This is a genomic window from Achromobacter sp. NFACC18-2 (assembly GCF_900108985.1).
Classification (GTDB): domain Bacteria; phylum Pseudomonadota; class Gammaproteobacteria; order Burkholderiales; family Burkholderiaceae_B; genus Achromobacter.
The window spans coordinates 165,966-188,164 of sequence record NZ_FNYM01000007.1 but is presented as its reverse complement, the minus strand read 5'-3'; the positions used below and the strand labels follow the sequence as shown (position 1 = coordinate 188,164).

The following is a 22,199-nucleotide window of genomic DNA, read 5'->3' as shown; positions in this document are numbered from 1 at the left end:
GGCCGTCGCGTGTCAGGGGGTGCAGCGGGGTGCGGGGCGGCGTGCCGCCCCGCGATAGGCTCATTCGGCCAGCGGATCCTGGAACTGCGAGCATTTCACCTGCACCAGCTTGCGATCCTGCAGCCGCAAGGCCGTCAGGGCCCCGCCCCACACGCAGCCGGTGTCCAGGCAGATCACATCCGGCCGCTGCAGCAGCCCCAGCGTCGACCAATGCCCGAACACCGTCGTCACGTCGCGCGTCGCGCGGTTGGGCACGTCGAACCAGGGCACCAGCCCGGGCGGCCAGGCGCCCGGCGTCACCTTGGTGGCGAACTCCATGTGGCCGTTGGGCGTGCACAGGCGCATCCGCGTCAGCGCGTTGATGATCACGCGCATCCGCTTGCCGCCCTTGTGGTCTTCCTTCCAGGTGGCCGGCTCGTTGCCGTACATCTTTTGCAGCGCCTTCTGCCAGTTGGGACCGCGCAGCGCGTCCTGCACTTCGCCGGCCAGGGACAGCGTCTTGGCGACGTCCCATTTGGCCAGCGTGCCCGCGTGGACCAGCAGGTGGTTCTGCTCGAAATGCGCCAGCGGACGCGCGCGCAGCCAGTTGATCAGGTCGGCCGCGTCCGGCGCCCGCAGGATGGACTCCAGCGTGTCGGACTTTGACGGCTTGCGTACGCCCGCGGCCGTGGCCAGCAGGTGCAGGTCATGGTTGCCCAGCACCACCGTCGCGCGGTCGCCCAGGTCGATGATGCGGCGCAGCGTGTCGAGCGATTGCGGGCCGCGGTTGACCAGGTCGCCGGCAAACCAGAAGCGCGACAAGGGGTCCCCGACCAGGTCGGGGTGGGACAGCAAGCGATCCAGCGGCGAGCAGCAGCCCTGCACGTCGCCGATCATCCAGATACTGCCGTTCATGCGGGACTCTTGCTCCAAGGCCAACGTTGCTGGAAGAGACGGGTAATGGTGTGACGGTATTCCATGTAGCTCATGGCGCCCAGCGCCAGCGCCATGGCGCCCAGGTTCGGTCCCAGGGCGGTCAGCCAGGGCGGCCACTTGCCCAGCATGCCGACGTTCAGCGCCAACTGGTTCAGCATGAAAAAGCCCACGCCCAGCAGGATGCCCACGAAGACCTTGGCGCCGACGCCGCCGCGGCGGGTCTGCATCAGGCCGATGGGCGCGGCGATGGTGATCATCACCAGCAGGGTAAAGGGGTAGGCCAGCTTGCGCCACAGGGCGACGACCTGGCGGCCGTACTGCAACTGGTTGTCGCGCAGGTAGTCCACGTAGTCGAGCAGCGTGATGATCGACATGCGCTCGGGGGTCAGCACGCGCGCCAGCAGGCGCTCGGCGCTGAGCGTGGTGTCGATGGAGCGTTCGGGCAGCTTCACGACCGTGGCGGGCGGGTTCTTGGGCGGACGCGCATTGGCCAGCGCCGAGGCGGCCTCATTGTCCAGGCGCGTCTCGGCCACGTCCTTGAGCACCAGGTCGCCGCGCGTGAACGTGCCCGTGGGCGCGGTGGACAGCGCCGACAGCGTCAGGTCCTTCTTGAATTCGTAGAGGGTCACGCCGGCCACCTGGCCGTCGCCTTTGAGTTCGGCGATGTTGATGATGCGGGTGCCGCCGTTGGCGGTGGGTTCCTTGAACCAGTAACCGCTCTTGAGGCGGTCGCCGCCGGCCTTGCCGCGGAACATCAGGTTGGCCTCGCCGGTCTTGATTTCGGCCCAGGGCGTGACGTATTCGGACAACAGGCCCGCGCCGATCATCAGCGGGATCGTGACGACCCACAGCATGCGCAAGAGGCGCATGCCGCTGACCCCCGATACGCGCAGGATCACCAGTTCGTTGCGCTGGGCCAGGCCCGCGAGCGCCAGGATGGCGCCGATCAGGAGCCCGATGGGCAGAAGGTCGTAGAGCCGGGTGGGGATCGCCAGCGCCTGCATGTACAGCAGGGCCATCATGGAGAACTTGTCGCCCACGTTGTCCAGGTCGTCCACCAGGGCAAAGAACGTGAAAAGGCCCAGCAGGGCCAGGAGGACCACTGCGCAAGAGCGATAGACCTCGCGGGCCAGGTAGCGACGTGCGGTACGCATGGGGAAAAGGGGAGTGAAGCGCGTAAACGTGAAAGCTTAACAAATCCCGCCGGCCGGGTAGGGCGCAATAGGACCGATTTGTCCGGTTTCCCTTTCAGGGAATGTCAACCATCTGCATCCGGCGGGTCAGCACCCCGACCCGGGAGTTCAGGTAGTTGGATCGGCGGTGGCTGTCATAGAAGCGCGGATTGGGCAGCATGGCTGCCAGCCGGGCCGACTGGCTCGTGCCCAGGTTGGCGGCGGTGGTATTGAAATAATGCTTGGCGGCGGCCTGGGCGCCGAACACGCCCACGCCCCATTCGGCGACGTTCAGGTAGAGCTCCAGGATCCGTTCCTTGCTCATCACATGCTCGATCATATAGGCCAATACCAGTTCCTGGCCTTTGCGCAGGTAGCTGCGCGAGCCGGACAGGAACAGGTTCTTGGCCAGTTGCTGGGTAATGGTCGAGCCCCCGCGCATCTTGGAGCGTCCCGCCTCGAGCTGCTTCTGGTTGTACTCCCAGGCTTTGCGGATGGCGTCCCATTCGACCCCCTCGTGGCCCGTGAAATTGGAATCCTCGGAGGCGACCACGGCGCGCTTGAGCGACCGGCTGATCTTGTCGTAGGGGACCCATTCGTACTTCAGCTCGATGGCCGGGTCGTCCTTGCGCAGGCGCGACAGTTCTTCGCGCATGATCGCGCTGCTGCCGGGGTCGCGGTAGTTGTACCAGACCACCTGGGCGAACAGCCAGAACTGGTACAGCAGGACCGCGCAGACCAGCGCCATCAGCAGGCCGGTGGTGATCCGGAACCAATTTCGGCCAGTGCGCGTCGCCATGCCGCTCAGCGTCCCGCCGCCAGGGCCTCGCGCAGCGCCGCCAGCACCGGCGCCGGGTCCGGGCGCACGCCGTGCCAGAGGGTGAAGCTTTCGGCGGCCTGGCCGACCAGCATGCCCAGCCCATCTGCCGTCAGCGCCGCGCCGTCGGCCTGGGCCTGGCGCATGAACGCGGTCGGCTGCGCGCCGTACATCATGTCGTAGGCCGCGGCGCCGTCGGCGTACAGGCCGGACGGCAGGTCGGGGGCCGCATCCTGCAGGCCGCTCGCGGTGGCGTTGATGACCAGGTTCCAGCCGCCGGGCACGGCGGCGTCCGCCAGCGCGCCCGCGTCCACCCGGGTTTGCGGCGACACGCCGCTTGCGCGCCAGGCGGCGGCCAGCTCCTCGGCGCGGGCCGCGGTGCGGTTCACGATGCGGATGCGGGCGCAGCCGGCCTCGGCCAGGGGCTGCAGCACGCCGCGCGCCGCGCCGCCGGCGCCCACCAGCAGCACGGCGGCGCCGGAAAGGCGCACGCCCAGCCGCAACAGATCGTTCACCAGGCCCACGCCGTCGGTATTGCAGCCGTGCCAGGCGCCGTCGCGCCAGGACAGGGTGTTGACGGCGCCCGCCAGCCGCGCGCGGGGCGACAAGTGGGCGGCCGCCAGCGCATACGCTTCCTGCTTGAAGGGCACCGTGACATTCAGGCCCACGCCGCCGTCGGCCACGAACGCGGCGACCGCGTCGGCAAAACCGTCCACCGGCGCGAGCAGGCGTTCATAGCGCAGCGGCTTGCCGGTCTGCCGCGAAAACAGGTCGTGGATTTGGGGCGAGCGGCTGTGCGCGATGGGATTGCCGATGACGGCGTAGCGGGCTTGGGAAATCGCCTCGGTCATGGGGCCTGTGTTTCCAGAGTGTCGTTGACGAAATGCCAGGTGCGGGTGATGACCAGCACGTCCGTATCGCGGGCGATATCGGGAGGGAAGGGCGGAAAGGGCGCGGCAAGCTGGACGATGCGGCGCGCCGCCTGGTTCAGGACCGCGTGCGGCGACGGCTGGTCGATCTCGACGTCGGCGATGCTGCCGTCGGCGCGCACCGACACCGTGATGCGCAGCGACCCGTAGATGCGGCCGCGCGCCTCGTCGGGGTAATGCTGGGTGCCGACCGTTTCGATCCGGGTGCGCCAGGCGTCCAGGTACGCGGCGTAGCGCGACGCCTCGGCGGAGGGCGCGACGAACTGCTTGCGCGGCTCGGCGCTGTACTGCTGGACTCGCGCCGCCAGCGCCGCGATCTGGGCATTCTGGATGACGCTGGCCTGGTCCTGGGCGTCCTGGCCCACGTCGGCGCCGTCGGGCCACGGGTTGACCGCCTGGCGCTCGGGGCCGGCATTGTGCGGCGAGCGCAACTGGGTCATCAGCCGGGCCTGCTCGGCCTCCAACTGCACCTGGCGCTGGCGCATGGCCTCCAGCACGATGGTCTCCGCGGAGGAGCCGGTCTGGGGCAGCGGGGTGGTGGACAGGCCGCGTTCGGCGTTGCCGCCGCCCGTCATCTGGTTTTGCGCCACGGTGCGCGGCGTTTCAGGCGGGGTCTCGCTGCGGGCGTTGAGCAGCACGACCTCCAGGCTGGTCACGGGCGGGCGCGTCGGCGCGGGCGAACTGAAGCGCCACGCCAGCGCGCCGGCGTGCACCAACAGCGAGATCGCGATGCCGATGCGCAGGTAGTGCTGGGCGGGGGCGCCCAGCCACCAGAGGTAACGGCTCAGCACGGAGGGAGATTCGGCGCGTTGCACGAAGGCATTGTAAGTCGAGTCCCGACCCGCCGCGTGGTCCGTCCGAAGGCTGTAACAGCTCGGCCGGATGGACTAGGCGTCGGGTGCCGGGGCATCCGCCGCCGTCTCGTCCTTCACCTGGCCCACGTACCGGCAATCCAGCTCCAGCGTCAGCTCGTCCGCCCCGAGGATGTCGATCTCCACCGCGGTCCCGCGCTCCAGTTCGGGCATGCCGCCGACGCGGGTGACCAGCGGGGCGTTCGCAAAGCGCACCAGGTCTTCGCGCAGGACATGGGCAACCGTGCGGGTCACGCCGTTCTGCTTGAGCCACCGCAGGCACCAGTAGCGTTCCATCGCACTCTGGAACTCGGCCCAGGCCGCGTATTGCGCGTCGAACGCGCCGATGATCGCGAACAGGTCGGCGTCGCGCGGCTTGAAGGGGGCGATCAGCCGGGCCGATACGCCATGTTCCACGGCGGCGATCAGCTGCCATTGGTTGACCAGGTCGACATAGCGGCGCAGCGGGGACGTGCTCCAGGCGTACTGGGGCACGCCGATGGCCTCGTGCGGCAGCGCCTGCGTGCTCATGCGCACGCGGCCCGCCTGTTGCGAGCGGTAGATGCCCGGCACGCCGTGCTGGTTCAGCAGGCCGCCCCAGAGGTTATTGGCCAGGATCATGTATTCGGCCACCATGCGGTCCAGCGGCGCGTTGCGCTGGCGCGGGACGAGGCGCACCGGGGTGTCGGGGTCGTCGGGGTTGCCGTCCAGGTAGAAGCTGTATTCCACCCGCGAATTGTTTTCCGGCTTGCCGCGCACGTTTTCGCGCTGGGCGGACAGGGCCTGCGCCAGCTTCCACAGCGGACGCAGCCAGTGGCCGTAAGGCAGGTCGGCCGACGGGTCGGCGAGACTGGCCTCGGTGACCTGGCTGTCCAGCATGTTGTGGCGCAGGTTTTCGCGCACGACGATGCGTTCCAGGCGCGTTTCCGATTCGAGGATCTCGCCGGTCTCGGGGTTGGCGACGACATACAGCGAGAGCGCGGGCACGGCGCGCCCGGCGTCCAGGGAGAACGCCTGGATGACGCTGTCCGGCTGCATCGGGATCTTGTCCCCGGGCATGTAGACGGTGGACAGGCGGGCGCGGGCCAGCTTGTCGAACTCGCTGTCGCGGGTGACGGACAGGCCGGGAGCGGCCACGTGGATGCCGACGCGCACGCGGCCGTCGGGCAGGCTGGACACGGACAGCGCGTCGTCGATTTCCGTGGTCGTGACGTCGTCCACCGAGTAGATTTCCGCGTCCGACAACGGCAATTCCTGGGCGACGGGCGGCAGTTCCAGGTCGGGGAAGGCCAGTCCGCGCGGGAAGTTGACCGCCAGGAAGCGGCGCTTGTGCAGGGCCAGCGCATGCGGCCAGGCGCCCAGGTCCAGCAGCAGTCGGTCCGGGGTCTTGCCAAGTTTGGCGCAGGCGGCATCCAGCGCCTTCCATTGCTGCGAATTCTTGTCCGGGCGCACCAGCAGCGACTCGGCCACCTGGGCGATCGCCTCGGGCAGCCGGCCCGCGGCCATTTCGTCGACCCATTCCTGTTGCTGTTCGGCCTGGCGCTGCTTCTTTTCCAGGGCGGCCAGGGCGGCGGCCAGGATGTCGGGCGGAGCCGGACGATAGCGGCCCTTGCCGCGGCGATGGAAGTACGCCGGCGCGCCGTGCAGCCGCATCAGCAGGGCGGCCTGTTCGACGGGCGTGGGGGCGTGGCCGAAATAGTCGGCAGCCAGGGCGGGGGAATCGAATTCCTCTTGCGGCGCGCATTCCCACAGGAACTGCAGGTCCAGCGTCTCGGCGGTGGCCGCCGCCTGGCTCATCAGCGCCGCCGGGTCGGGCGCGGTGAAGGTGAACAGGGTGTTGGCGCGCTTGATCTTGCTGCGCTTGCCCGACTCCGACTCCACCTGAAGGCTGGCGTCGGTCTCGGACAGGATATGGCCGGCCTTGAAGCTGCCGTCGTCTTCGTAAAACACATACATGGTGGGAATCGTCCTGGGCGGCGCACTGGCGCCGCCTTGCGCAGCTCTATGGGTGTTGAAAGTCGATACTGATTATCAAGGGCGTACCGGTTCGCCGGCCAGGGCGAAATCCAGCACTTCGGGCATCCATGTCGCGAAATCGGAAAGCCCGTGGTCGCTGCCCTGCACGATACGCTGGCGACAGCCGGCGTATCGATCGCGCATTTCCTGCCAATCCAGCACTTCGTCGCCGGTGGCGGCGACCAGGAAGTAGCGGTCGGGTTGCGTGATGCGCGGGGCATGGATGGCGGCCAGTTCGTCTACGTACTCGGGCAAAAAAACGAACGGCGCGCCGGAATGATACATGTGGTGCTCGCCGACCTGGGTGGCAAGGTCTCGCGCGGCGTGGACCGCCGGGTTCAGCAGCACGGCCTTGCAGCCCAGCTGCTCGGCGATCCAGGTGGCATAGAAACCGCCCAGCGAGGAACCGATCACGGTCAGTTCGCGGGGCGAGGCGGCGCTGGCCAGGCGGTCGCGCGCCATGCCGAGCGCAAGGGCGATGGCTTCACGCGGGCTGGCGGGCAACTGCGGGCAGGACCACGCGTGCGTCATTCCCCGCGCCGCCATGGCGTCGGCCATCATGCGGGCCTTGAAGGACTCGGGCGAAGAGCGGAAACCGTGTAGATAAAGGATCATGTTTGCTGTTTCCGTCTGCGTTGGGGAATCCAGGAATCCAGGAGTCCGGGAGCCCGCCTGTCGGGCAGTGGCCGGGCGCGGCGCTCAGGCCCGCGCCCGCAGGGCCTCCAGCAGCTTGCCATGGATGCCGCCGAAGCCGCCATTGCTCATGACCAGCACCTGATCGCCCGGACGGGCGGCGCCGGCCACGGCGTCCACCAGCGCGTCCATGTCATCGTAACTGCAAGCCCGGTCGCCCAGGGGGGCCAGCACCTCGTCCGGGTTCCAGCCCAGCGCGTGCTTGCCCGAGCGGGCGCCAAAGCAGAACACCAGGTCGGCGTCGGCCAGGGCCTGCGGCAGCCGGGCGGCCATGGCGCCAAGCTTCATCGTATTGGAACGGGGCTCCAGCACGGCCAGGATGCGGGCCGGCCCGACCTGGCGGCGCAGGCCTTCCAACGTGGTGGCGATGGCCGTGGGATGGTGGGCGAAATCGTCATAGACCTTGACGCCATTGACCGTCCCGCGCAGTTCCATGCGGCGCTTGACGCCGCCGAAGCGGCTGAGGGCTTCGATGCCCTGTTCGGCAGGCACCCCGATGTGCTCGGCCGCGGCCAGGGCCGCCAGGGCGTTCATGCGGTTGTGTTCGCCGGTGAGCGTCCAGCGCACCGTGCCGGCGGGGCGTCCCGCGCGGACCACCTCGAAGGCGCCGTCGGCGTCCGGCGCGCCCGCCTGCCACAGTCCATCGGCACCGAACGTGACGGTATCGGACCAGCATCCGCGCGCAATGACGCGGTCGAGCGCCTCGGACTGCGCCGGGCGGATGATGCGTCCCGAACCGGGGATCGTGCGCACCAGATGGTGGAATTGCGTTTCGATTGCGGCCAGATCGGGGAAGATGTCGGCGTGATCGTATTCGAGGTTGTTCAGGATGGCCGTGCGGGGCCGGTAATGCACGAATTTCGAGCGCTTGTCGAAGAAGGCCGTGTCGTATTCGTCCGCTTCGATCACGAAGGGACGGCGCGCCGGGTCATAGCGCGCCGATACCTGCAGGTCCTGCGCCACGCCGCCAATCAGGAAGTTGGGGGCCATGCCGGCGGCTTCCAGCACCCAGGCCAGCATCGAGCTGGTGGTCGTCTTGCCGTGCGTGCCCGCCACGGCCAGGACGTGCGCGCCCGGCAGGATGTTGTCGCCCAGCCATTGGGGGCCCGACACGTAGCGGGCGCCCGATTCCAGGATGGCTTCCATCAGCGGATTGCCGCGGCTCACCACGTTGCCGATGACGTAAAGGTCAGGCTTGAGCGCCAATTGCTCCGCGCCGAAGCCTTCGATCAGGTCGATCCCCTGTTCGGACAGCTGCGTGCTCATCGGCGGGTATACGCCCGCGTCGCAGCCGGTGACTTTGTGGCCGGCCGCCCGCGCGATCAGCGCCAGGCCGCCCATGAACGTGCCGCAGATGCCAAGAATGTGCAGGTGCATTGATAATTCTCCTGCCCTGCATTGTATATATAGAGGCAAGACAAGCCGGCGCCACGCCCGTGCGGCGTAAAACGGCGGCAACGGTTATCATCGCGCCATGAATCGACGCCTACTTCTCTCCGCCGCCGTCGCGGTCGCCGCCACTGTCGCGGGCGGCCTGACCCTGCTGGGACGCAAGGACAAAAGCCCCGCGGCCGGGGCCGATGCCGGCGATCCGGTTGCCGCGCTGATGCGGATGCAACTGCCGGACCTGGACGGCGCCTCGCATTCCCTGGCCGGCTGGAAAGGCCAGCCGATGGTGGTCAATTTCTGGGCAACCTGGTGCGCGCCCTGCGTCAAGGAAATGCCGGAACTGGATGCCCTGCAGAAAAAATACCCGCATGTCCGCTTTGTCGGTATCGGCGTGGATTCTGCCGCCAACATGCAAAAATTTGTCCAGAAAGTCCGGGTTTCCTACCCGTTGTGGGTGATCGGGCCGGGCGCCATCGACACCCTGCGCAAGCTGGGTAATCCTAGCGGTGGCCTCCCATTTACCATTGTTTTCAACGCAGATGGCGGAATTAACCGGAAGATATTGGGTGAAATTCAGCCTGATGACCTGGATAGCACCCTTGCCGGCTTGAAGGCGTAAGTCTGTTGGACAAATAATAGGAATTGGCGTAAAAAGCTGGTTTATCGGCTGTTTTGCCAACAATTGGCAATCCACTCATTGGCAAGCGCATGGCGCAAAACATACTGGTATTGCATGGCCCGAACCTGAACCTGCTTGGCACCCGGGAACCTCATATCTACGGCAGTCTCACCCTTGCCCAGATCAATGAGCGTCTCGAACTGCTCGCAGGCGAATTGGGCGCCACGCTGACTGCGTGGCAAAGCAACCACGAAGGTGCGCTGGTTGACCGCATCCAGGCGGCCCGGCAAGACGGCACAGACTTCATCATCATCAACGCAGCGGCATATACACACACCAGCGTCGCCATCCGCGACGCGCTGGCCGGGGTCGCGATCCCATTTATTGAAGTACATTTGTCCAATCTGTATAAGCGAGAGCCGTTCAGGCATCACTCTTATCTGTCCGACCTGGCGCTGGGCCTGATCAGCGGCCTGGGCGCGGATGGCTACGAGGCGGCGCTGCGTTACGCAGTGCGGCACTGATCTCGCAACAACACCACCGCTTTTACATCTTATACGGCGCGAACCCGACGCTGGGACGACGCCGACACTATCTCGGGAAGCAGCTTCTATGGATCTTCGAAAACTCAAAACCCTCATCGACCTGGTCGCTGAATCGGGCATCGCCGAGCTGGAAATCACCGAAGGCGAAGGCAAGGTGAGAATCGTCAAGTTCTCGCAGACGCTGCAGCCGGTGGCCTACCACCAGCCCGAAGCCGGCGTGGCCTCGGCGCCCGTGGCGCCGGCCGCTGCGGCGCCCGCCGCTCCGGCAGCGCCCGCCGCCCCGGTCATCCAGGGCCATGTCGTGAAGGCGCCGATGGTGGGCACGTTCTACCGCTCGCCGAACCCGGGCGCCGCCCCGTTCGTCGACGTGGGCGCCACCGTCAAGGAAGGCGATCCGCTGTGCATCATTGAAGCCATGAAGCTGCTCAATGAAATCGAAGCCGACAAGGCCGGCGTCATCAAAGAAATCCTGGTCGAAAACGGCGAGCCCGTCGAGTACGGTCAACCCCTGTTCGTCATTGGCTGATAGCTGAACATGTTCGAAAAAATCCTGATCGCCAATCGGGGCGAAATCGCCCTGCGCATTCAGCGCGCCTGCCGCGAGCTGGGCATCAAAACCGTGGTCGTTCACTCCGAGGCCGACCGCGAAGCCAAGTACGTGCGCCTTGCCGATGAATCCGTGTGCATCGGGCCCGCGCCGTCGCGTGAAAGCTACCTGAACATGCCGGCCATCATCTCGGCCGCCGAAGTCACGGATTCCGAGGCAATCCACCCGGGTTACGGGTTCCTGTCCGAAAATGCCGACTTCGCCGATCGCGTCGAGAAGAGCGGTTTCGTGTTCATCGGCCCGCGTCCCGACACGATTCGCCTGATGGGCGACAAGGTCAGCGCCAAGCGCGCCATGATCGAAGCCGGCGTGCCGGTGGTGCCGGGTTCGGAAGGCGCGTTGCCCGACGATCCGCAGGAAATCATTCGCATTGCGCGCGAAGTGGGCTATCCCGTCATCATCAAGGCCGCGGGCGGCGGCGGTGGCCGCGGCATGCGCGTGGTCTACACCGAGGCCGCGCTGCTGAACGCCGTCACGATGACGCGTTCCGAAGCGGGCGCCGCGTTCAACAACCCGGAAGTCTATATGGAGAAGTTCCTCGAGAACCCGCGCCATATCGAAATCCAGGTGCTGGCCGATGGCGGCCGCAACGCCGTCTGGCTGGGCGAGCGCGACTGCTCCATGCAGCGCCGCCACCAGAAGGTCATCGAGGAAGCGCCCGCGCCGGGCGTCGCGCGCCGCCTGATCGAACGCATCGGCGACCGCTGCGCCGACGCCTGCCGCAAGATGGGTTATCGCGGCGCCGGCACGTTCGAGTTCCTGTATGAAAACGGCGAGTTCTATTTCATCGAAATGAACACCCGCATCCAGGTGGAACACCCGGTGACCGAGCTGATCACCGGCGTCGACCTGGTGCAGCAGCAGATCCTGATCGCCGCCGGCGAAAAGTTCACCCTGCGCCAGCGCGACATCGCGTTCAAGGGCCACGCGATCGAATGCCGCATCAACGCGGAAGATCCGTTCCGTTTCGTGCCCAGCCCGGGCCGCATCACCAACTGGCATACGCCGGGCGGTCCCGGCGTGCGTATCGATTCGCACGCGTTCAACGGCTATTTCGTGCCGCCGAACTATGATTCGATGATCGCCAAGGTGATCACCTACGGCGATACGCGAGACCAGGCGCTGGCCCGCATGCGCACCGCGCTGTCGGAAATGGTGGTGGAAGGCATTTCCACCAACATCCCGCTGCACCGCGAAATGCTGCAGGACGCCCGCTTCATCGAAGGCGGCACCAGCATCCACTATCTGGAACACAAGTTGGCGCAGCGTCCCTGACCAGCTTTGGGGCCTTGCGGGGCCCCTTTTGCGTTTTGCCTTGTTGAAGTTTTGAGGTCGAGCGGGCCGCGGCGCATGTCGCGGCCCGTTGACCAGATGGAAGAGAAAATCATGCGTGAACTCGTGCTGCAATGCTCGGAGGCGCAGGCCGAAGCCCTGTCGGACGCTTTACTCGAGGCGGGCGTGCTGTCGGTCTCCGTCGAAGACGCAGACTTCGGCACCGACGTCGAACGCCCCTTGTTCGGCGAGCCCGGCACCGAGCCCGACGTCCAGGCCTGGGACCGCAACCGCGTCGTCGCGTTGCTGCCCGACGGCGCCGATCCCGCGCAGATCATGGAAGAAGCGGCCCAGGTCGGCGAGCTCGACCCGGCGGTCTTTGACGGCTGGACCCTGCGCGACGTGCCGGACGCCGATTGGGTGCGCCTGACGCAGTCGCAGTTCGGCCCCATCCACATCGCCGAGCGTCTCTGGATCGTCCCGAGCTGGCATCGCGACAATCCCGACGTGCCGGGCCTGGATGCGGCGGCCGTTCCCGACCAGGCCGGCGCCATCCACATCGAACTGGACCCGGGCCTGGCCTTCGGCACCGGCAGCCATCCCACCACGCACCTGTGCCTGGCCTGGCTGGAAGCCGAACTGCCCGCCGGCGCCACGCTGCTGGACTATGGCTGCGGCTCCGGCATCCTGGCCATCGCGGCGCGCAAGCTGGGCGCCGGTCCCACGCAGGCGGTCGACATCGACGCGCAGGCGGTGCAGAGCACGGCGTTCAACGCCGAGGTCAACAAGGTCGAACTGCAGGCCATGCTGCCCGACGCCCTGGCCGACGGCACCTTCGAGGTGGTCGTCGCCAACATCCTGTCCAATCCCCTGAAGGTGCTCGCGCCCATGCTGGCCGGCCGCGTCGCCGCCGGCGGGCATCTGGTGCTGTCGGGGGTGCTGGAACGTCAGGCCGAAGAGGTCGCGGCCGCTTACGCGCCCTGGCTCGCCATGTCGGTCTGGCGCGCGCGCGACGGCTGGGTCTGCCTGCACGGCCGCAAGCCCTGATCCACGGCCGCAGGATCGCGCATCATGGCTCTGACCACCCGCTGCCCGCAGTGCGGCACCTCGTTCAAGGTGGTGCCTGACCAGCTCCGGGTCCGCAACGGCCTGGTGCGCTGCGGCGCCTGCTCGACCGTGTTCGATGGGCGCGCCTGCCTGGTTTCCGCGCCGGGAGCGCCCGTCGCCCCGACGCCGCCGGCCAGCGCGCCGTTGCCGTCCTCCGCCGCGGCGGTCGCCGCGCCCGTGCTGGCGCCGCCTGTCGCGCCCTCGCGCGTCGCCTCGGCGGCTCCTGAAACCCACGTCGAACCGCGCGTGATCCTGCCTTGGGAAGACGAGCCGGCGATTCCTGCGGCGCCCGCGATCGCCCCGGCGCCCGTGATCCCGCCCGCACCCGCGATTCCGCCCGCACCCGCGATCCCGCCCGCCGTGCTGCGCGGCCGCGATGACATCCGGCGCCGCGCGGAACCGGACAATACCCTTCCCGAAGACGACCTGGACGAAGACGCGGACTACGCCGACGACGACGAACCGTTCCTGCGTGATCCCGAGCCGCGGCGCACCGGCCAAGCCGCGCCGGTCGCACCGATCTCACCGATCGCGCCCGCGGCACGCCCTGCCGGCTATCGCAGCGAGCCCATCGTCGCCGCGCGGGCGGTTGAACCGGCCACCGACTGGAACGCGCCCCGCGACCACGACGACGTGCGCGACGCCGAGCGCGACGACGAATACGAAAACGAAGACGACTTCGACCACGGCGGCGCCCATGAGCCGGTCTTGGGGGATACGCGCACGCGCTATTCCAGCGCCACGGACGTCGGCCGCACGCCGCCCGAGTTCCTGGACCAGGACCGCATCGAGCGCAGCGGCCTGCTGCGCAAGCTCTGGGGCTATGCGTGCCTCATCGGCCTGATCGCGCTGGGCCTGCAACTGCTGTACGTGTACCGCACCGACATCGCCAATTCCGTGCCGGCGCTGCGGCCGGTCCTGGAGGTCGTCTGCAAGCCCCTGGACTGCACCGTGGGCTATGCGCGCCGCCGCGACCTCATCAGCATTTCGTCGTCGTCGCTGCAGCCGCCCGCGGGCGCCGCCGCGATCGACGACGGGCGCACCCGGCTGGTGCTGACCGTGATGCTGCACAACCGCCACGACAAGCCCCAGCATTGGCCGGCGCTGGTGCTGGAATTGAACGACCTGTCGGACACGGTGGTCGTGCGCAAGGTGCTCAGGCCCGAGGACTACCTCACCCCGCAGCAGCTCGGCGGCCCATTCGGTCCGCAGGCCGCGTTGAAGATTTCCGTCCCCATCGAAGTGACCGGCGTTCAGGTCAATGGCTACCAACTCGACAAGTTTTTTCCGTAAAGGATGACAAGCATGGCAACCCCTGTTCTGGTCTGCGGTTCGATGGCGTTCGACACCATTGCGGTGTTCGAAGGCCGCTTCAAAGAGCACATTCTTGCCGACCGCATGCACTCGCTGAGCGTGTCGTTCCTGGTGCCCAGCATGCGCAAGGAATACGGCGGCTGCTCGGGCAACATCGCCTACAACATGAACCTGCTCGGCGGCACGCCGGTGCCGGTCGCGACGGTCGGCGAAGACGCGGGCGAGTACATGCAGCGCCTGTCGGACCTGGGCATCGACGTCAGCCGCGTCAAGGTCATCCCCGACACCTTCACCGCGCAGTGCTTCATCACGACCGACCTGGACGACAACCAGATCACGGCTTTCCATCCGGGCGCCATGTCCTTCGCCGCGCAGAACGACCTGAGCGACGCCGACGCCGCCTGGGCCATCGTGGCGCCGGACGCGAAGGAGGGCATGTTTGCCCACGCCGAACGCCTGCACAAGCGCGGCATTCCCTTCATCTTCGACCTGGGCCAGGCCATGCCGCTGTTCGACGGCGCCGACCTCGAGCGCATGCTCAAGCTGGCGCAGGCGCTGACCGTCAACGATTACGAAGCGGGCGTGGTCGAGCAGCGCACCGGCCGCAGCGTCGCCGACATCGCGCGAAGCCTGCAGGCCGTGGTGGTGACGCGCGGCGCCGAGGGCGCCACCCTGCACACCGAAGGCAGGACTATCCAGATCGCACCCGTGCGCGCGTCGCAGGTGGTGGACCCCACGGGCTGCGGCGATGCGCAACGCGGCGGGCTGCTGCATGGCCTGACCAGCGGCTGGAACTGGGAAGACAGTTGCCGCCTGGGCAACGTGATGGGCGCGATCAAGATCGCCTCGCGCGGCCCGCAGAATCATGCCCCCACGCGCGCCGAGATCGACGCCGTGCTGCACGCCACCTACGGCATCCATCTGCCCGCCTGACCGGCGCGGGGCGTTCCGGGATTTTCGGGAACCGCGACGCAACGCCGGGGTCGAACCGGCAGCGCAACTTCAAGAGGCAACGGGCTGTAGCCCGTTGTTGCTTGCCGCAGTTTGCAGCTTCTGGCGGCGCGTTTCAGTCTGTTGCTGTCCCGCTTGCCGGCCTTTTTGGGCGGAGTATGATCAATCTCCGTCGGCAGTGCCCGAACGAGGAGTCCAAATGAATCATATAAAGTCTTTTTCCCTGGTGACGCCGCGCACTGGCCGCTGGTTGGCCGTCGCGGCCGTTGTGACATCGGTGGCGGTCCTTGGCGGTTGCGCAAACCCCAGCGCTTCCAGCGGCGTGTACAGCTATGACCAGGCGCAACGCGAACAGATCGTCCGTACCGGCACGGTCACCGGCGTGCGTCCGATCGTCATCCAGAATGACAAATCCAGCGGCGTCGGCATGGTGGCCGGCGGCGCGTTGGGCGGTGTGGCAGGCAACGCGATCGGGGGCGGCACGGGCCGCACCATCGCCACGGTGGGCGGCGTCATTCTCGGCGCCCTGGCCGGCAACGCCGTGGAAAACCGCGCCCAGAAGAACTCCGGCCTGGAAATCACGGTGCGCCTGGACAACGGCGAAACCCGCGTGGTCGCCCAGGAAGCGGATGTGCCCATCAGCGTGGGCCAGCGCGTTCAGGTCATCAGCGGCGCCGGTCCCACCCGCGTCACGCCGATGTAATCTTCCCCGCCTTCCCGAAAAGCCCGCATGCGCGGGCTTTTTTTTCGTCACGACGCGGCTGGGGCGTCGCCGAAGCGGGGCGGATGCGGCGCGTTCCCTAAACGTAAAAATGTGTCGCTCGGCCACAACGCGGCGCCCCGGGATTTACCCGAAGGCGTTACCTTTCCGAGCCTTTTCTCGCCATTTCAACCATAAGTTTCATGGCGATTCCACGGCCGAAGTGCAATGATTGCGACGGCGCGGCAGCCCGGATTTAATGTAACCACCTGCATCCGAACGCCGCGTTGGCTGGCTGGAATTTTTCAGTTTGGTTTCAGCTCTTTTCTGTATCCTCGTCGCCTGAATCCCGGGGCGGGGGATGGTTTGCCGAAAGGCAACGTTAGGCTGCACTACCTATGCACACCGAGCAAGAACTCCACACCAAGATCGGCGAGATCGTCGAGTCGATCGTCATGAAGAAAGTCACCCCCGACACGCAACTGATTGCCACCGGCCTGGTCGATTCGCTCGCCGCCGTGGACATCACGCTGGCTGTCGAGTCCGAGTACGGATGCAGCATTCCGGCTCCCGAAATCGCAGAGCACCTTCAGTCGGTCCGCGTGTTAGCCGGCTATGTCGCTGCCCATACTTCGTAATACCCGCTTCCTGTCGCACGCCGCGGCGGCAGCGACGGCCGTGGCGTTGGCGGTGGCCGCGTATTGCGGCGCGGACGACCTGCTTTCCCGCGTCGTCAATCCCGCGTCCTCGCGCTCCGCCGTGGCGGCCGACAAGAGCAATTACCTGCCCAACCTCGGCCCGGACTGGGGCACCCAGCACGTCAACCTGAACCGCCTGGGCAATGCCCTGAGCGATGGCACGCTGGTGGTCCTTGGTTCGTCCGAACTCTCCAGCCACGACCTGCGCTTCGTTCCCTACCGCTTCTTCCCGCAAGAGCTGAAGGTGCCCACGCTCGCCTACGGGCACGCGATGTTCCAGTCCTATGGCATCGTCAGCGTGCTGGAATCGGTGGCCGATTCGCTCACGCCCAATACGCGGCTGGTGATCATGCTGTCGCCGGCCTGGTTCGCGTCCGGCGGCCAGCTGCCGCGCAGCGCCTTCGCCGAACACGTCACAGGCCCGGTCTGGGACCGGCTGTGGGACCAGCCCAGCACGCGCGAGCAGATGCAGAACTGGATCAGCGACAACGCGAACTGGGGACTGCTGTGGCTCATCGCCAATGGCCAGGTTTCCGAACTCAAGGACAAGCTCGCGCTCTGGTGGGAGGCCCGCAAGGAGCCGGCCCCCGACAAGCCGCGCAGCAAGCTGTCCGTCCCCGCGCATCGCTATGTGTCGTGGCCCAAGTCCGCCCGCCTGGATAGCGGGCAGTGGTCCAGGATCACGCACGAGGCGCGCGAGGTCGAGCGCACCCTGGGCGGCAACAACCCCTACGACGTGCGCGACGACTACTACAAGCAGTACCTCGCGCCGCTGTACTCGCCCGCGCGCAACGAATTCGCCGACGTCGATCCGATCACCCGCACCGAACTCGGCGACCTCTCTCGCGTGATGGCCTTGCTGCAAAAGCGCAAGGTCAAGGCGTACTTCGTGATCCAGCCGTTCAACCCCAAGCTCATCCTGGACGTCGAACGGTTCGATCCGGTGGTGGACGCCATCACCGGCATGTGCACGCGCTATCAGATGGGGTGCCTGGACCTCTACAGCATTCCCTTTGAACCAGGGATGTTGCGCGACGACATGCACCTGGCCGAACTTGGCTGGGCCATGGCCGACCAAGGCATTGCGGAGTACTTTTCCCGATGAAATTCTTTCGTAAAGACCCTGCCCGCAATGCGGGCGCGCCGTGGGCGCGCCGCTTCTTCTGGCACCTGTGCCTGTACCTGGGCGTGATCCTCGTGTTCGTGCTGCAGGCGCAGCCCACGACGGGCAGCGGCGGGCCGATCAAGGTCGAATTCCAATACCAGCAGTTCTGAGCGCGCCATGGAACTGTTCGCAAGCTTGAGCTTCTTCGGCGGCGCCCTGTTCGGCGGCCTGGGGCTGGTCGCGTACCGGTCGTCCGGCATGCCGCTGCGCATCGGCTATCGCCACATCATCGGGGTCATCTGCCTGGGCGTCTGGATGGCGGTGTTCTGGGCGCGGCCCTATCAGCCCATCGCGCTGCTCGCCATCTCGGGCGGGGCGCTGTGGGCGATGCGCCGCAATTACATCCCCACCTGGCTGGCCGTGATCATCACCATGACGCCGCTGCTGCTGGTCAAGACGGGGGTGTCGCATCTGGGCGCCATGCTCGGGCTGTCGTTCGCCACCTTCCGCGCCATCGACGTGCTGCTGTTCGCGCCGCGCAACGAGCGCGTCTCGCCGCTCGATTACTTCATTTATCTGTTTTTCCCGCTGACGCTGCTGGCCGGTCCCATGTACCGCTGGCGCGCTTTCCAGGCCGACCTGACGCGCGGCTATGAAGGCGTCAACCTGAACACCTGGCTGACCGGGCTGGAGCTCATCATGGTGGGCGTGATCCAGAAGTTCGGCCTGGCCGAGCTGGTCTGGCGGTACGGCCTGGCGACGCTGGATGCGCACGACTATTCGTTCACCGGGGTGGCGCTGAACGCGTCGCTCTACAGCGCCTATCTGTTCTTCGATTTCGCGGGCTATTCGACGATGGCGATCGGGATCGGCATGCTGTTCGGCTTTACCCTGCCGATCAACTTCCGCAATCCGCTGGCGACCCTCAATCCGCAGGATTTCTGGCGGCGCTGGCACATCAGCCTGTCGGAATGGCTGCGCGACGTCGTGTTCATGCCCATCTACAAGGCCCTGAGCAAGACCCGGTTCTTCGGCCGGCATCGCCTGGCCGCGCAGAACATCGGCATCTTCGCGACCCTGCTGGCCATGGGCGTCTGGAACGGCCTGTCGCTGCACTACATCGTCAGCGGCCTGATGTTCGGCCTGTATTCGGTGGGGCACAACCTGCTGATCAACGCCGCGCGCACCCGGCCGGCCCTGCAGGCGCTGCTGGCGCGTCCCGTCATGCGCTTTCTCGGGCGCGTGCTCACCTTGATCCTGGCCGCGCTGGCGCTGTACGTCTTCAGCGGCCGCAGCCCCATCTGACGCCGGGAGCATCGGCATGCGTTTCGACTTGAAGTCCTTCCAGTTCGTTGACGACCAACGCGCGAGCGACGCGCTGGCCGTGGCCGCCGCGGACCGCAGCCTGACCTGGGCGCAGTTGCGCGCCGAATCCCACGCCTGGGCCGACGCGGCGCGCGCGCACGGGGTGGCGCCCGACGTGCCGGTGGCGATCTACGGACACAAGGAAGCCGCGTTCTTCGTCGCCATGGTCGGCGCGCTCCTCATCGGCGCCCCGTTCGTGCCCGTGGATACCATCTATCCGCCGGAGCGCCTGCGCCGCATCGCCGAAATCGTGCGCCCGGCCGCAGTATTCGACGCCGCGACCGGCCGTTTCACGCCGGGCGAGGGCGCCATGCTGGAGGAGCGGGGCCTGGCCTACGTGATGTTCACCTCCGGCAGCACGGGTGATCCCAAGGGCGTGCAGATCGGCCGCGAAAGCGTCGGCCTGCTCGGCGACTGGATGCTGGGCAGCTTCGGGCTGGGCGATGCGCCCGTCTTCATGAACCAGGCGCCGTTCAGCTTCGACCTGTCCATGTACGAGGTCTTTGCCACGCTGGCGTCGGGCGGCAGCTGCGTGCTCAATGCGCGCGAGCAGATCGCCGCGCCCGGCCCGTGGATGGACCGGCTGGCCAGCCACGGCATTACCGTGTGGGTGTCCACGCCCTCGTTTGCGCACCAGCAGCTGGCCAACCGCGACTTCTCGCCGGCGACCTTGCCCACGCTGCGCACCTTCCTGTTCTGCGGCGAACCGCTGCCGGCGGCGCTGGCCAAAAAGTTGCGCCAGCGCTTTCCGGACGCCTCCATTCTCAACACCTACGGGCCGACCGAGGCCACGGTGGCGACCACCTGGATCGAAGTCACCGACGCGGTGCTGGCGGCGTACGACCCGCTGCCCGTCGGACGCGCCAAGCCCGATAGCGTGCTGCTGGTGGATGAAGGCGAAATCTGCATCGTGGGCGACCACGTGATGCGCGGCTACCTGAATCGCGCCGACCTGAACGCGGCCAAGCTCTACACCTATGCCGACGGCCGCCGTGCGTTCCGCACGGGGGACCTGGGGCAGATGGAAGCGGGCGGGCTGCTGTTCTGCCGCGGCCGGATGGATGACCAGATCAAGCTCAACGGCTACCGCATCGAGCTGGCCGAGATCGACGAGGCGCTGCATGGCTTGCCGGGCGTGCAGGGCAGCGCCTGCGCGGTGCTGCGCCGGCCTGACGGCACGGCGGTGCGCCTGATTGGATTCGTGACCGGCGTGGACGCGTTGGGCGCCGAGGCGGCGCTGCTGGCGCCGGACGCGCTGTCCGGCTGGAAGGAGCGGCTGGCCGGGCGCCTGCCCCCCTACATGGTGCCGTCCGAGCTGGTGGCCTGCACGGCCTTGCCCATGTCGAACAACCACAAGATCGATCGCAAGAAGCTGATCGAGATCTACAGCGCGATTCCGGTGTAGACCAGGATAGACCCGCCGGGCGCGATAACGCCCGACGGGCGCGGGACGCCGAGACTCAGGCGCGCCGCGCGATCACACGCCCATCATGCCGTAGCTCAGGCGGGCCAGGACCATCAGCAGGATCTGGGCCGCGATCAGGAGAATGAGCGGGGAGAAGTCGATCGAGGTCCGCGGCAGGACGCGGCGGATGGGGTCGAGCAGCGGCGCAGTCAGCGACTGCAGCAGCGGCATCATGGGCGCCATCGGGTTGACCCACGACAGCACGGCCTGGATCAGCGTCAGCCAGACCACCAGGTTGAGCGCCCACTTCGCGGTCATGATCAGGGCCGAGCCCATGGCGGCGGGCAGCAGGGCGACGGGAATCAGCGCGCCGATGGCCACCAGCCACAGCAGCACCAGGTAGACCAGCGCGGCAAGCCATGCGCAGACCAGGCTGGTCCAGTCGATCTTGTTCCCGGCGGGGATGATCTTGCGCAGCGGCATCACCAGCCAGTTGGTCGCCCCGTAGATCGCGCGCGCCAACGGATTGAAGGGGTGCAGCCGTATCGCGTGCATCCAGGCGCGGGCAATCAGCGCCGCGCCGAACAGCGTGAACACGATTTCGAGAAGGAAGCGGAAGATTTCACCGAGCATGGACGCGTTCACCCCAAAAAAGAGGAATCAATTGTCGCACGGCCAGACGTAAAAATTGCGCGCGTCCCTAGTACGGGATGCCTGGTGCAGGACTCCGCCTTTTGGATGGGACGAAGCGGGGGAAGACAAAAAAGCCGCCCGGCAAATACCAGGCGGCTCTGAGGAAGCTAATGCTTCGGCGTGTCCGGATTAGGGACGACCGCCCGTCGGGAACGGCCACGACGCGGCGGGGTTCAGCGCGGTCTTCGCGCCCGGGGCGGCAGCCGTGGTGGGCGGCGTGGCGGGCTTCTTCGGAGCGGCCTTCTTTGCAGCAGGCTTCTTCGCGGCGGCAGGCTTCTTGGCGGCAACAGCCGGCTTGGCAGCGGGAGCCTTCTTGGCAGCCGGGGCCTTCTTGGCGACGGCCTTCTTGGCAACCGCCTTCTTGGCGGCCGGGGCCTTCTTGGCTACGGCTTTCTTGGCAACGGCCTTCTTGGCAGCCGGGGCCTTCTTGGCGACGGCCTTCTTGGCTACCGCTTTCTTGGCAACGGCCTTCTTGGCGACGGCCTTCTTGGCAACCGCTTTCTTGGCGACGGCCTTCTTGGCTACGGCCTTCTTGGCGACAGCTTTCTTGGCGACGACCTTCTTGGCGACTGCCTTCTTGGCAACGGCCTTCTTGGCGGCCGGGGCCTTCTTGGCGACGGCCTTCTTGGCTACCGCTTTCTTGGCGACGACCTTCTTGGCGGCCGGCTTCTTGGCGGCAACCTTCTTCACGGCCGGCTTCTTGGCGGCTGCGACTTTCTTCACGGCGACTTTCTTGACGGCAGCTTTCTTGGCCGGTGCGGCCTTCTTCGCTACTGCCTTCTTCGCGGCGGGTTTCTTGGCCGCTGCTTTCTTTACGGCTTTCTTGGCTGTTGCCATGGTCATGCTCCTTAGGTTCAGGGGTCCCAGAACTTAAACCCGTGCCCCGACCCGCCCGACAAGGCGGATCGTGCCCGGGCTATTCATCGGCGCATGCCGCTGTTCTGTGCGAGCAACAGCTACGACGGTTTGCGCTAATGAATTCGGCACAGCCATTTGATATGGCCCCCGCTCCTTTGGCGCGAGCCATTTCAAATGG

At 66.9% G+C, this 22,199-nt stretch carries 23 protein-coding genes; 13 read left to right on the top strand and 10 right to left on the bottom strand.

Annotation, left to right across the window (positions count from 1 at the left end):
- Nucleotides 1-60: 60 nt before the first annotated feature.
- From BMW75_RS13115 to mpl, 8 genes are all read right to left on the bottom strand, one after another.
- On the bottom strand, nucleotides 61-894 hold the full coding sequence (locus BMW75_RS13115; RefSeq protein WP_092579830.1) for a symmetrical bis(5'-nucleosyl)-tetraphosphatase: 834 nt from the start codon (nucleotides 892-894) through the stop codon (nucleotides 61-63).
- Nucleotides 891-2,069 (bottom strand): LPS export ABC transporter permease LptG, encoded by a 1,179-nt coding sequence (gene lptG / locus BMW75_RS13110; protein ID WP_076518725.1) that lies wholly within the window; start codon nucleotides 2,067-2,069, stop codon nucleotides 891-893. Before lptG ends, BMW75_RS13115 begins: the two co-directional genes overlap by 4 nt.
- 94 nt (nucleotides 2,070-2,163) lie before the next feature.
- The gene (mtgA, locus tag BMW75_RS13105) at nucleotides 2,164-2,886 is read right to left on the bottom strand and encodes a monofunctional biosynthetic peptidoglycan transglycosylase (RefSeq protein WP_076518726.1); all 723 of its coding nucleotides are present in this window, start codon (nucleotides 2,884-2,886) and stop codon (nucleotides 2,164-2,166) included.
- A 5-nt stretch (nucleotides 2,887-2,891) separates the two neighbouring features.
- Nucleotides 2,892-3,755, bottom strand: a complete 864-nt coding sequence (gene aroE, locus BMW75_RS13100) for a shikimate dehydrogenase (RefSeq protein ID WP_092579828.1) — start codon at nucleotides 3,753-3,755, stop codon at nucleotides 2,892-2,894.
- Nucleotides 3,752-4,648 (bottom strand): TonB family protein, encoded by an 897-nt coding sequence (locus BMW75_RS13095; RefSeq protein ID WP_092579826.1) that lies wholly within the window; start codon nucleotides 4,646-4,648, stop codon nucleotides 3,752-3,754. Before BMW75_RS13095 ends, aroE begins: the two co-directional genes overlap by 4 nt.
- Nucleotides 4,649-4,720: 72 nt before the next feature.
- On the bottom strand, nucleotides 4,721-6,640 hold the full coding sequence (locus tag BMW75_RS13090; protein WP_076518728.1) for a ribonuclease catalytic domain-containing protein: 1,920 nt from the start codon (nucleotides 6,638-6,640) through the stop codon (nucleotides 4,721-4,723).
- A gap of 75 nt (nucleotides 6,641-6,715) precedes the next feature.
- Complete coding sequence (locus BMW75_RS13085) at nucleotides 6,716-7,315, bottom strand: YqiA/YcfP family alpha/beta fold hydrolase (RefSeq protein WP_092579824.1); 600 nt, start codon at nucleotides 7,313-7,315, stop codon at nucleotides 6,716-6,718.
- Nucleotides 7,316-7,399: 84 nt separating this feature from the next.
- Nucleotides 7,400-8,770, bottom strand: coding sequence for a UDP-N-acetylmuramate:L-alanyl-gamma-D-glutamyl-meso-diaminopimelate ligase (gene mpl, locus BMW75_RS13080; protein ID WP_092579822.1), 1,371 nt, complete (start codon nucleotides 8,768-8,770; stop codon nucleotides 7,400-7,402).
- 97 nt (nucleotides 8,771-8,867) lie between these two features.
- Here mpl and BMW75_RS13075 point away from each other — a divergent pair, with 97 nt between their 5' ends.
- The 13 genes from BMW75_RS13075 (at nucleotide 8,868) to BMW75_RS13015 (ending at nucleotide 20,470) form a co-directional block, all read left to right on the top strand.
- A complete protein-coding gene (locus BMW75_RS13075; protein ID WP_092579820.1) occupies nucleotides 8,868-9,401 on the top strand; it encodes a TlpA family protein disulfide reductase in 534 nt (177 codons plus the stop codon).
- A gap of 89 nt (nucleotides 9,402-9,490) precedes the next feature.
- Nucleotides 9,491-9,925: a type II 3-dehydroquinate dehydratase gene (gene aroQ / locus BMW75_RS13070; protein WP_076518732.1), complete on the top strand. Its 435-nt coding sequence runs from the start codon at nucleotides 9,491-9,493 to the stop codon at nucleotides 9,923-9,925.
- 88 nt (nucleotides 9,926-10,013) lie between these two features.
- Complete coding sequence (gene accB / locus BMW75_RS13065; RefSeq protein ID WP_092579818.1) at nucleotides 10,014-10,472, top strand: acetyl-CoA carboxylase biotin carboxyl carrier protein; 459 nt, start codon at nucleotides 10,014-10,016, stop codon at nucleotides 10,470-10,472.
- 9 nt (nucleotides 10,473-10,481) lie between these two features.
- Complete coding sequence (gene accC, locus BMW75_RS13060; RefSeq protein ID WP_092579816.1) at nucleotides 10,482-11,828, top strand: acetyl-CoA carboxylase biotin carboxylase subunit; 1,347 nt, start codon at nucleotides 10,482-10,484, stop codon at nucleotides 11,826-11,828.
- Between the two features lie 111 nt (nucleotides 11,829-11,939).
- The gene (gene prmA, locus BMW75_RS13055; RefSeq protein WP_092580028.1) at nucleotides 11,940-12,872 is read left to right on the top strand and encodes a 50S ribosomal protein L11 methyltransferase; all 933 of its coding nucleotides are present in this window, start codon (nucleotides 11,940-11,942) and stop codon (nucleotides 12,870-12,872) included.
- Nucleotides 12,873-12,896: 24 nt separating this feature from the next.
- Nucleotides 12,897-14,225 carry a DUF3426 domain-containing protein gene (locus tag BMW75_RS13050; protein WP_092579814.1) on the top strand — a complete coding sequence of 443 codons (1,329 nt, stop codon included), beginning with the start codon at nucleotides 12,897-12,899 and terminating at the stop codon, nucleotides 14,223-14,225.
- Between the two features lie 12 nt (nucleotides 14,226-14,237).
- Nucleotides 14,238-15,179 (top strand): carbohydrate kinase family protein, encoded by a 942-nt coding sequence (locus BMW75_RS13045; protein ID WP_092579812.1) that lies wholly within the window; start codon nucleotides 14,238-14,240, stop codon nucleotides 15,177-15,179.
- Between the two features lie 217 nt (nucleotides 15,180-15,396).
- Nucleotides 15,397-15,900 (top strand): outer membrane lipoprotein, encoded by a 504-nt coding sequence (locus BMW75_RS13040; RefSeq protein WP_076518737.1) that lies wholly within the window; start codon nucleotides 15,397-15,399, stop codon nucleotides 15,898-15,900.
- 395 nt (nucleotides 15,901-16,295) lie between these two features.
- Nucleotides 16,296-16,535: an acyl carrier protein gene (locus tag BMW75_RS13035; RefSeq protein WP_008159625.1), complete on the top strand. Its 240-nt coding sequence runs from the start codon at nucleotides 16,296-16,298 to the stop codon at nucleotides 16,533-16,535.
- Nucleotides 16,513-17,700 (top strand): D-alanyl-lipoteichoic acid biosynthesis protein DltD, encoded by a 1,188-nt coding sequence (locus BMW75_RS13030; protein WP_076518738.1) that lies wholly within the window; start codon nucleotides 16,513-16,515, stop codon nucleotides 17,698-17,700. Before BMW75_RS13035 ends, BMW75_RS13030 begins: the two co-directional genes overlap by 23 nt.
- Nucleotides 17,697-17,870 (top strand): hypothetical protein, encoded by a 174-nt coding sequence (locus tag BMW75_RS13025; protein WP_092579810.1) that lies wholly within the window; start codon nucleotides 17,697-17,699, stop codon nucleotides 17,868-17,870. Before BMW75_RS13030 ends, BMW75_RS13025 begins: the two co-directional genes overlap by 4 nt.
- A gap of 7 nt (nucleotides 17,871-17,877) precedes the next feature.
- Nucleotides 17,878-19,005, top strand: a complete 1,128-nt coding sequence (locus BMW75_RS13020) for an MBOAT family O-acyltransferase (protein WP_092579808.1) — start codon at nucleotides 17,878-17,880, stop codon at nucleotides 19,003-19,005.
- Between the two features lie 16 nt (nucleotides 19,006-19,021).
- Nucleotides 19,022-20,470: a D-alanine--poly(phosphoribitol) ligase gene (locus tag BMW75_RS13015; RefSeq protein WP_092579806.1), complete on the top strand. Its 1,449-nt coding sequence runs from the start codon at nucleotides 19,022-19,024 to the stop codon at nucleotides 20,468-20,470.
- A 72-nt stretch (nucleotides 20,471-20,542) separates the two neighbouring features.
- On the opposite strand, the gene BMW75_RS13010 is transcribed toward BMW75_RS13015, so the two are convergent.
- Both BMW75_RS13010 and BMW75_RS13005 read right to left on the bottom strand, forming a co-directional pair.
- Nucleotides 20,543-21,103 carry a YggT family protein gene (locus BMW75_RS13010; RefSeq protein WP_076521923.1) on the bottom strand — a complete coding sequence of 187 codons (561 nt, stop codon included), beginning with the start codon at nucleotides 21,101-21,103 and terminating at the stop codon, nucleotides 20,543-20,545.
- A 189-nt stretch (nucleotides 21,104-21,292) separates the two neighbouring features.
- Complete coding sequence (locus tag BMW75_RS13005) at nucleotides 21,293-22,000, bottom strand: histone H1-like DNA-binding protein (RefSeq protein ID WP_092579804.1); 708 nt, start codon at nucleotides 21,998-22,000, stop codon at nucleotides 21,293-21,295.
- Between the last annotated feature and the right edge of the window lie 199 nt (nucleotides 22,001-22,199).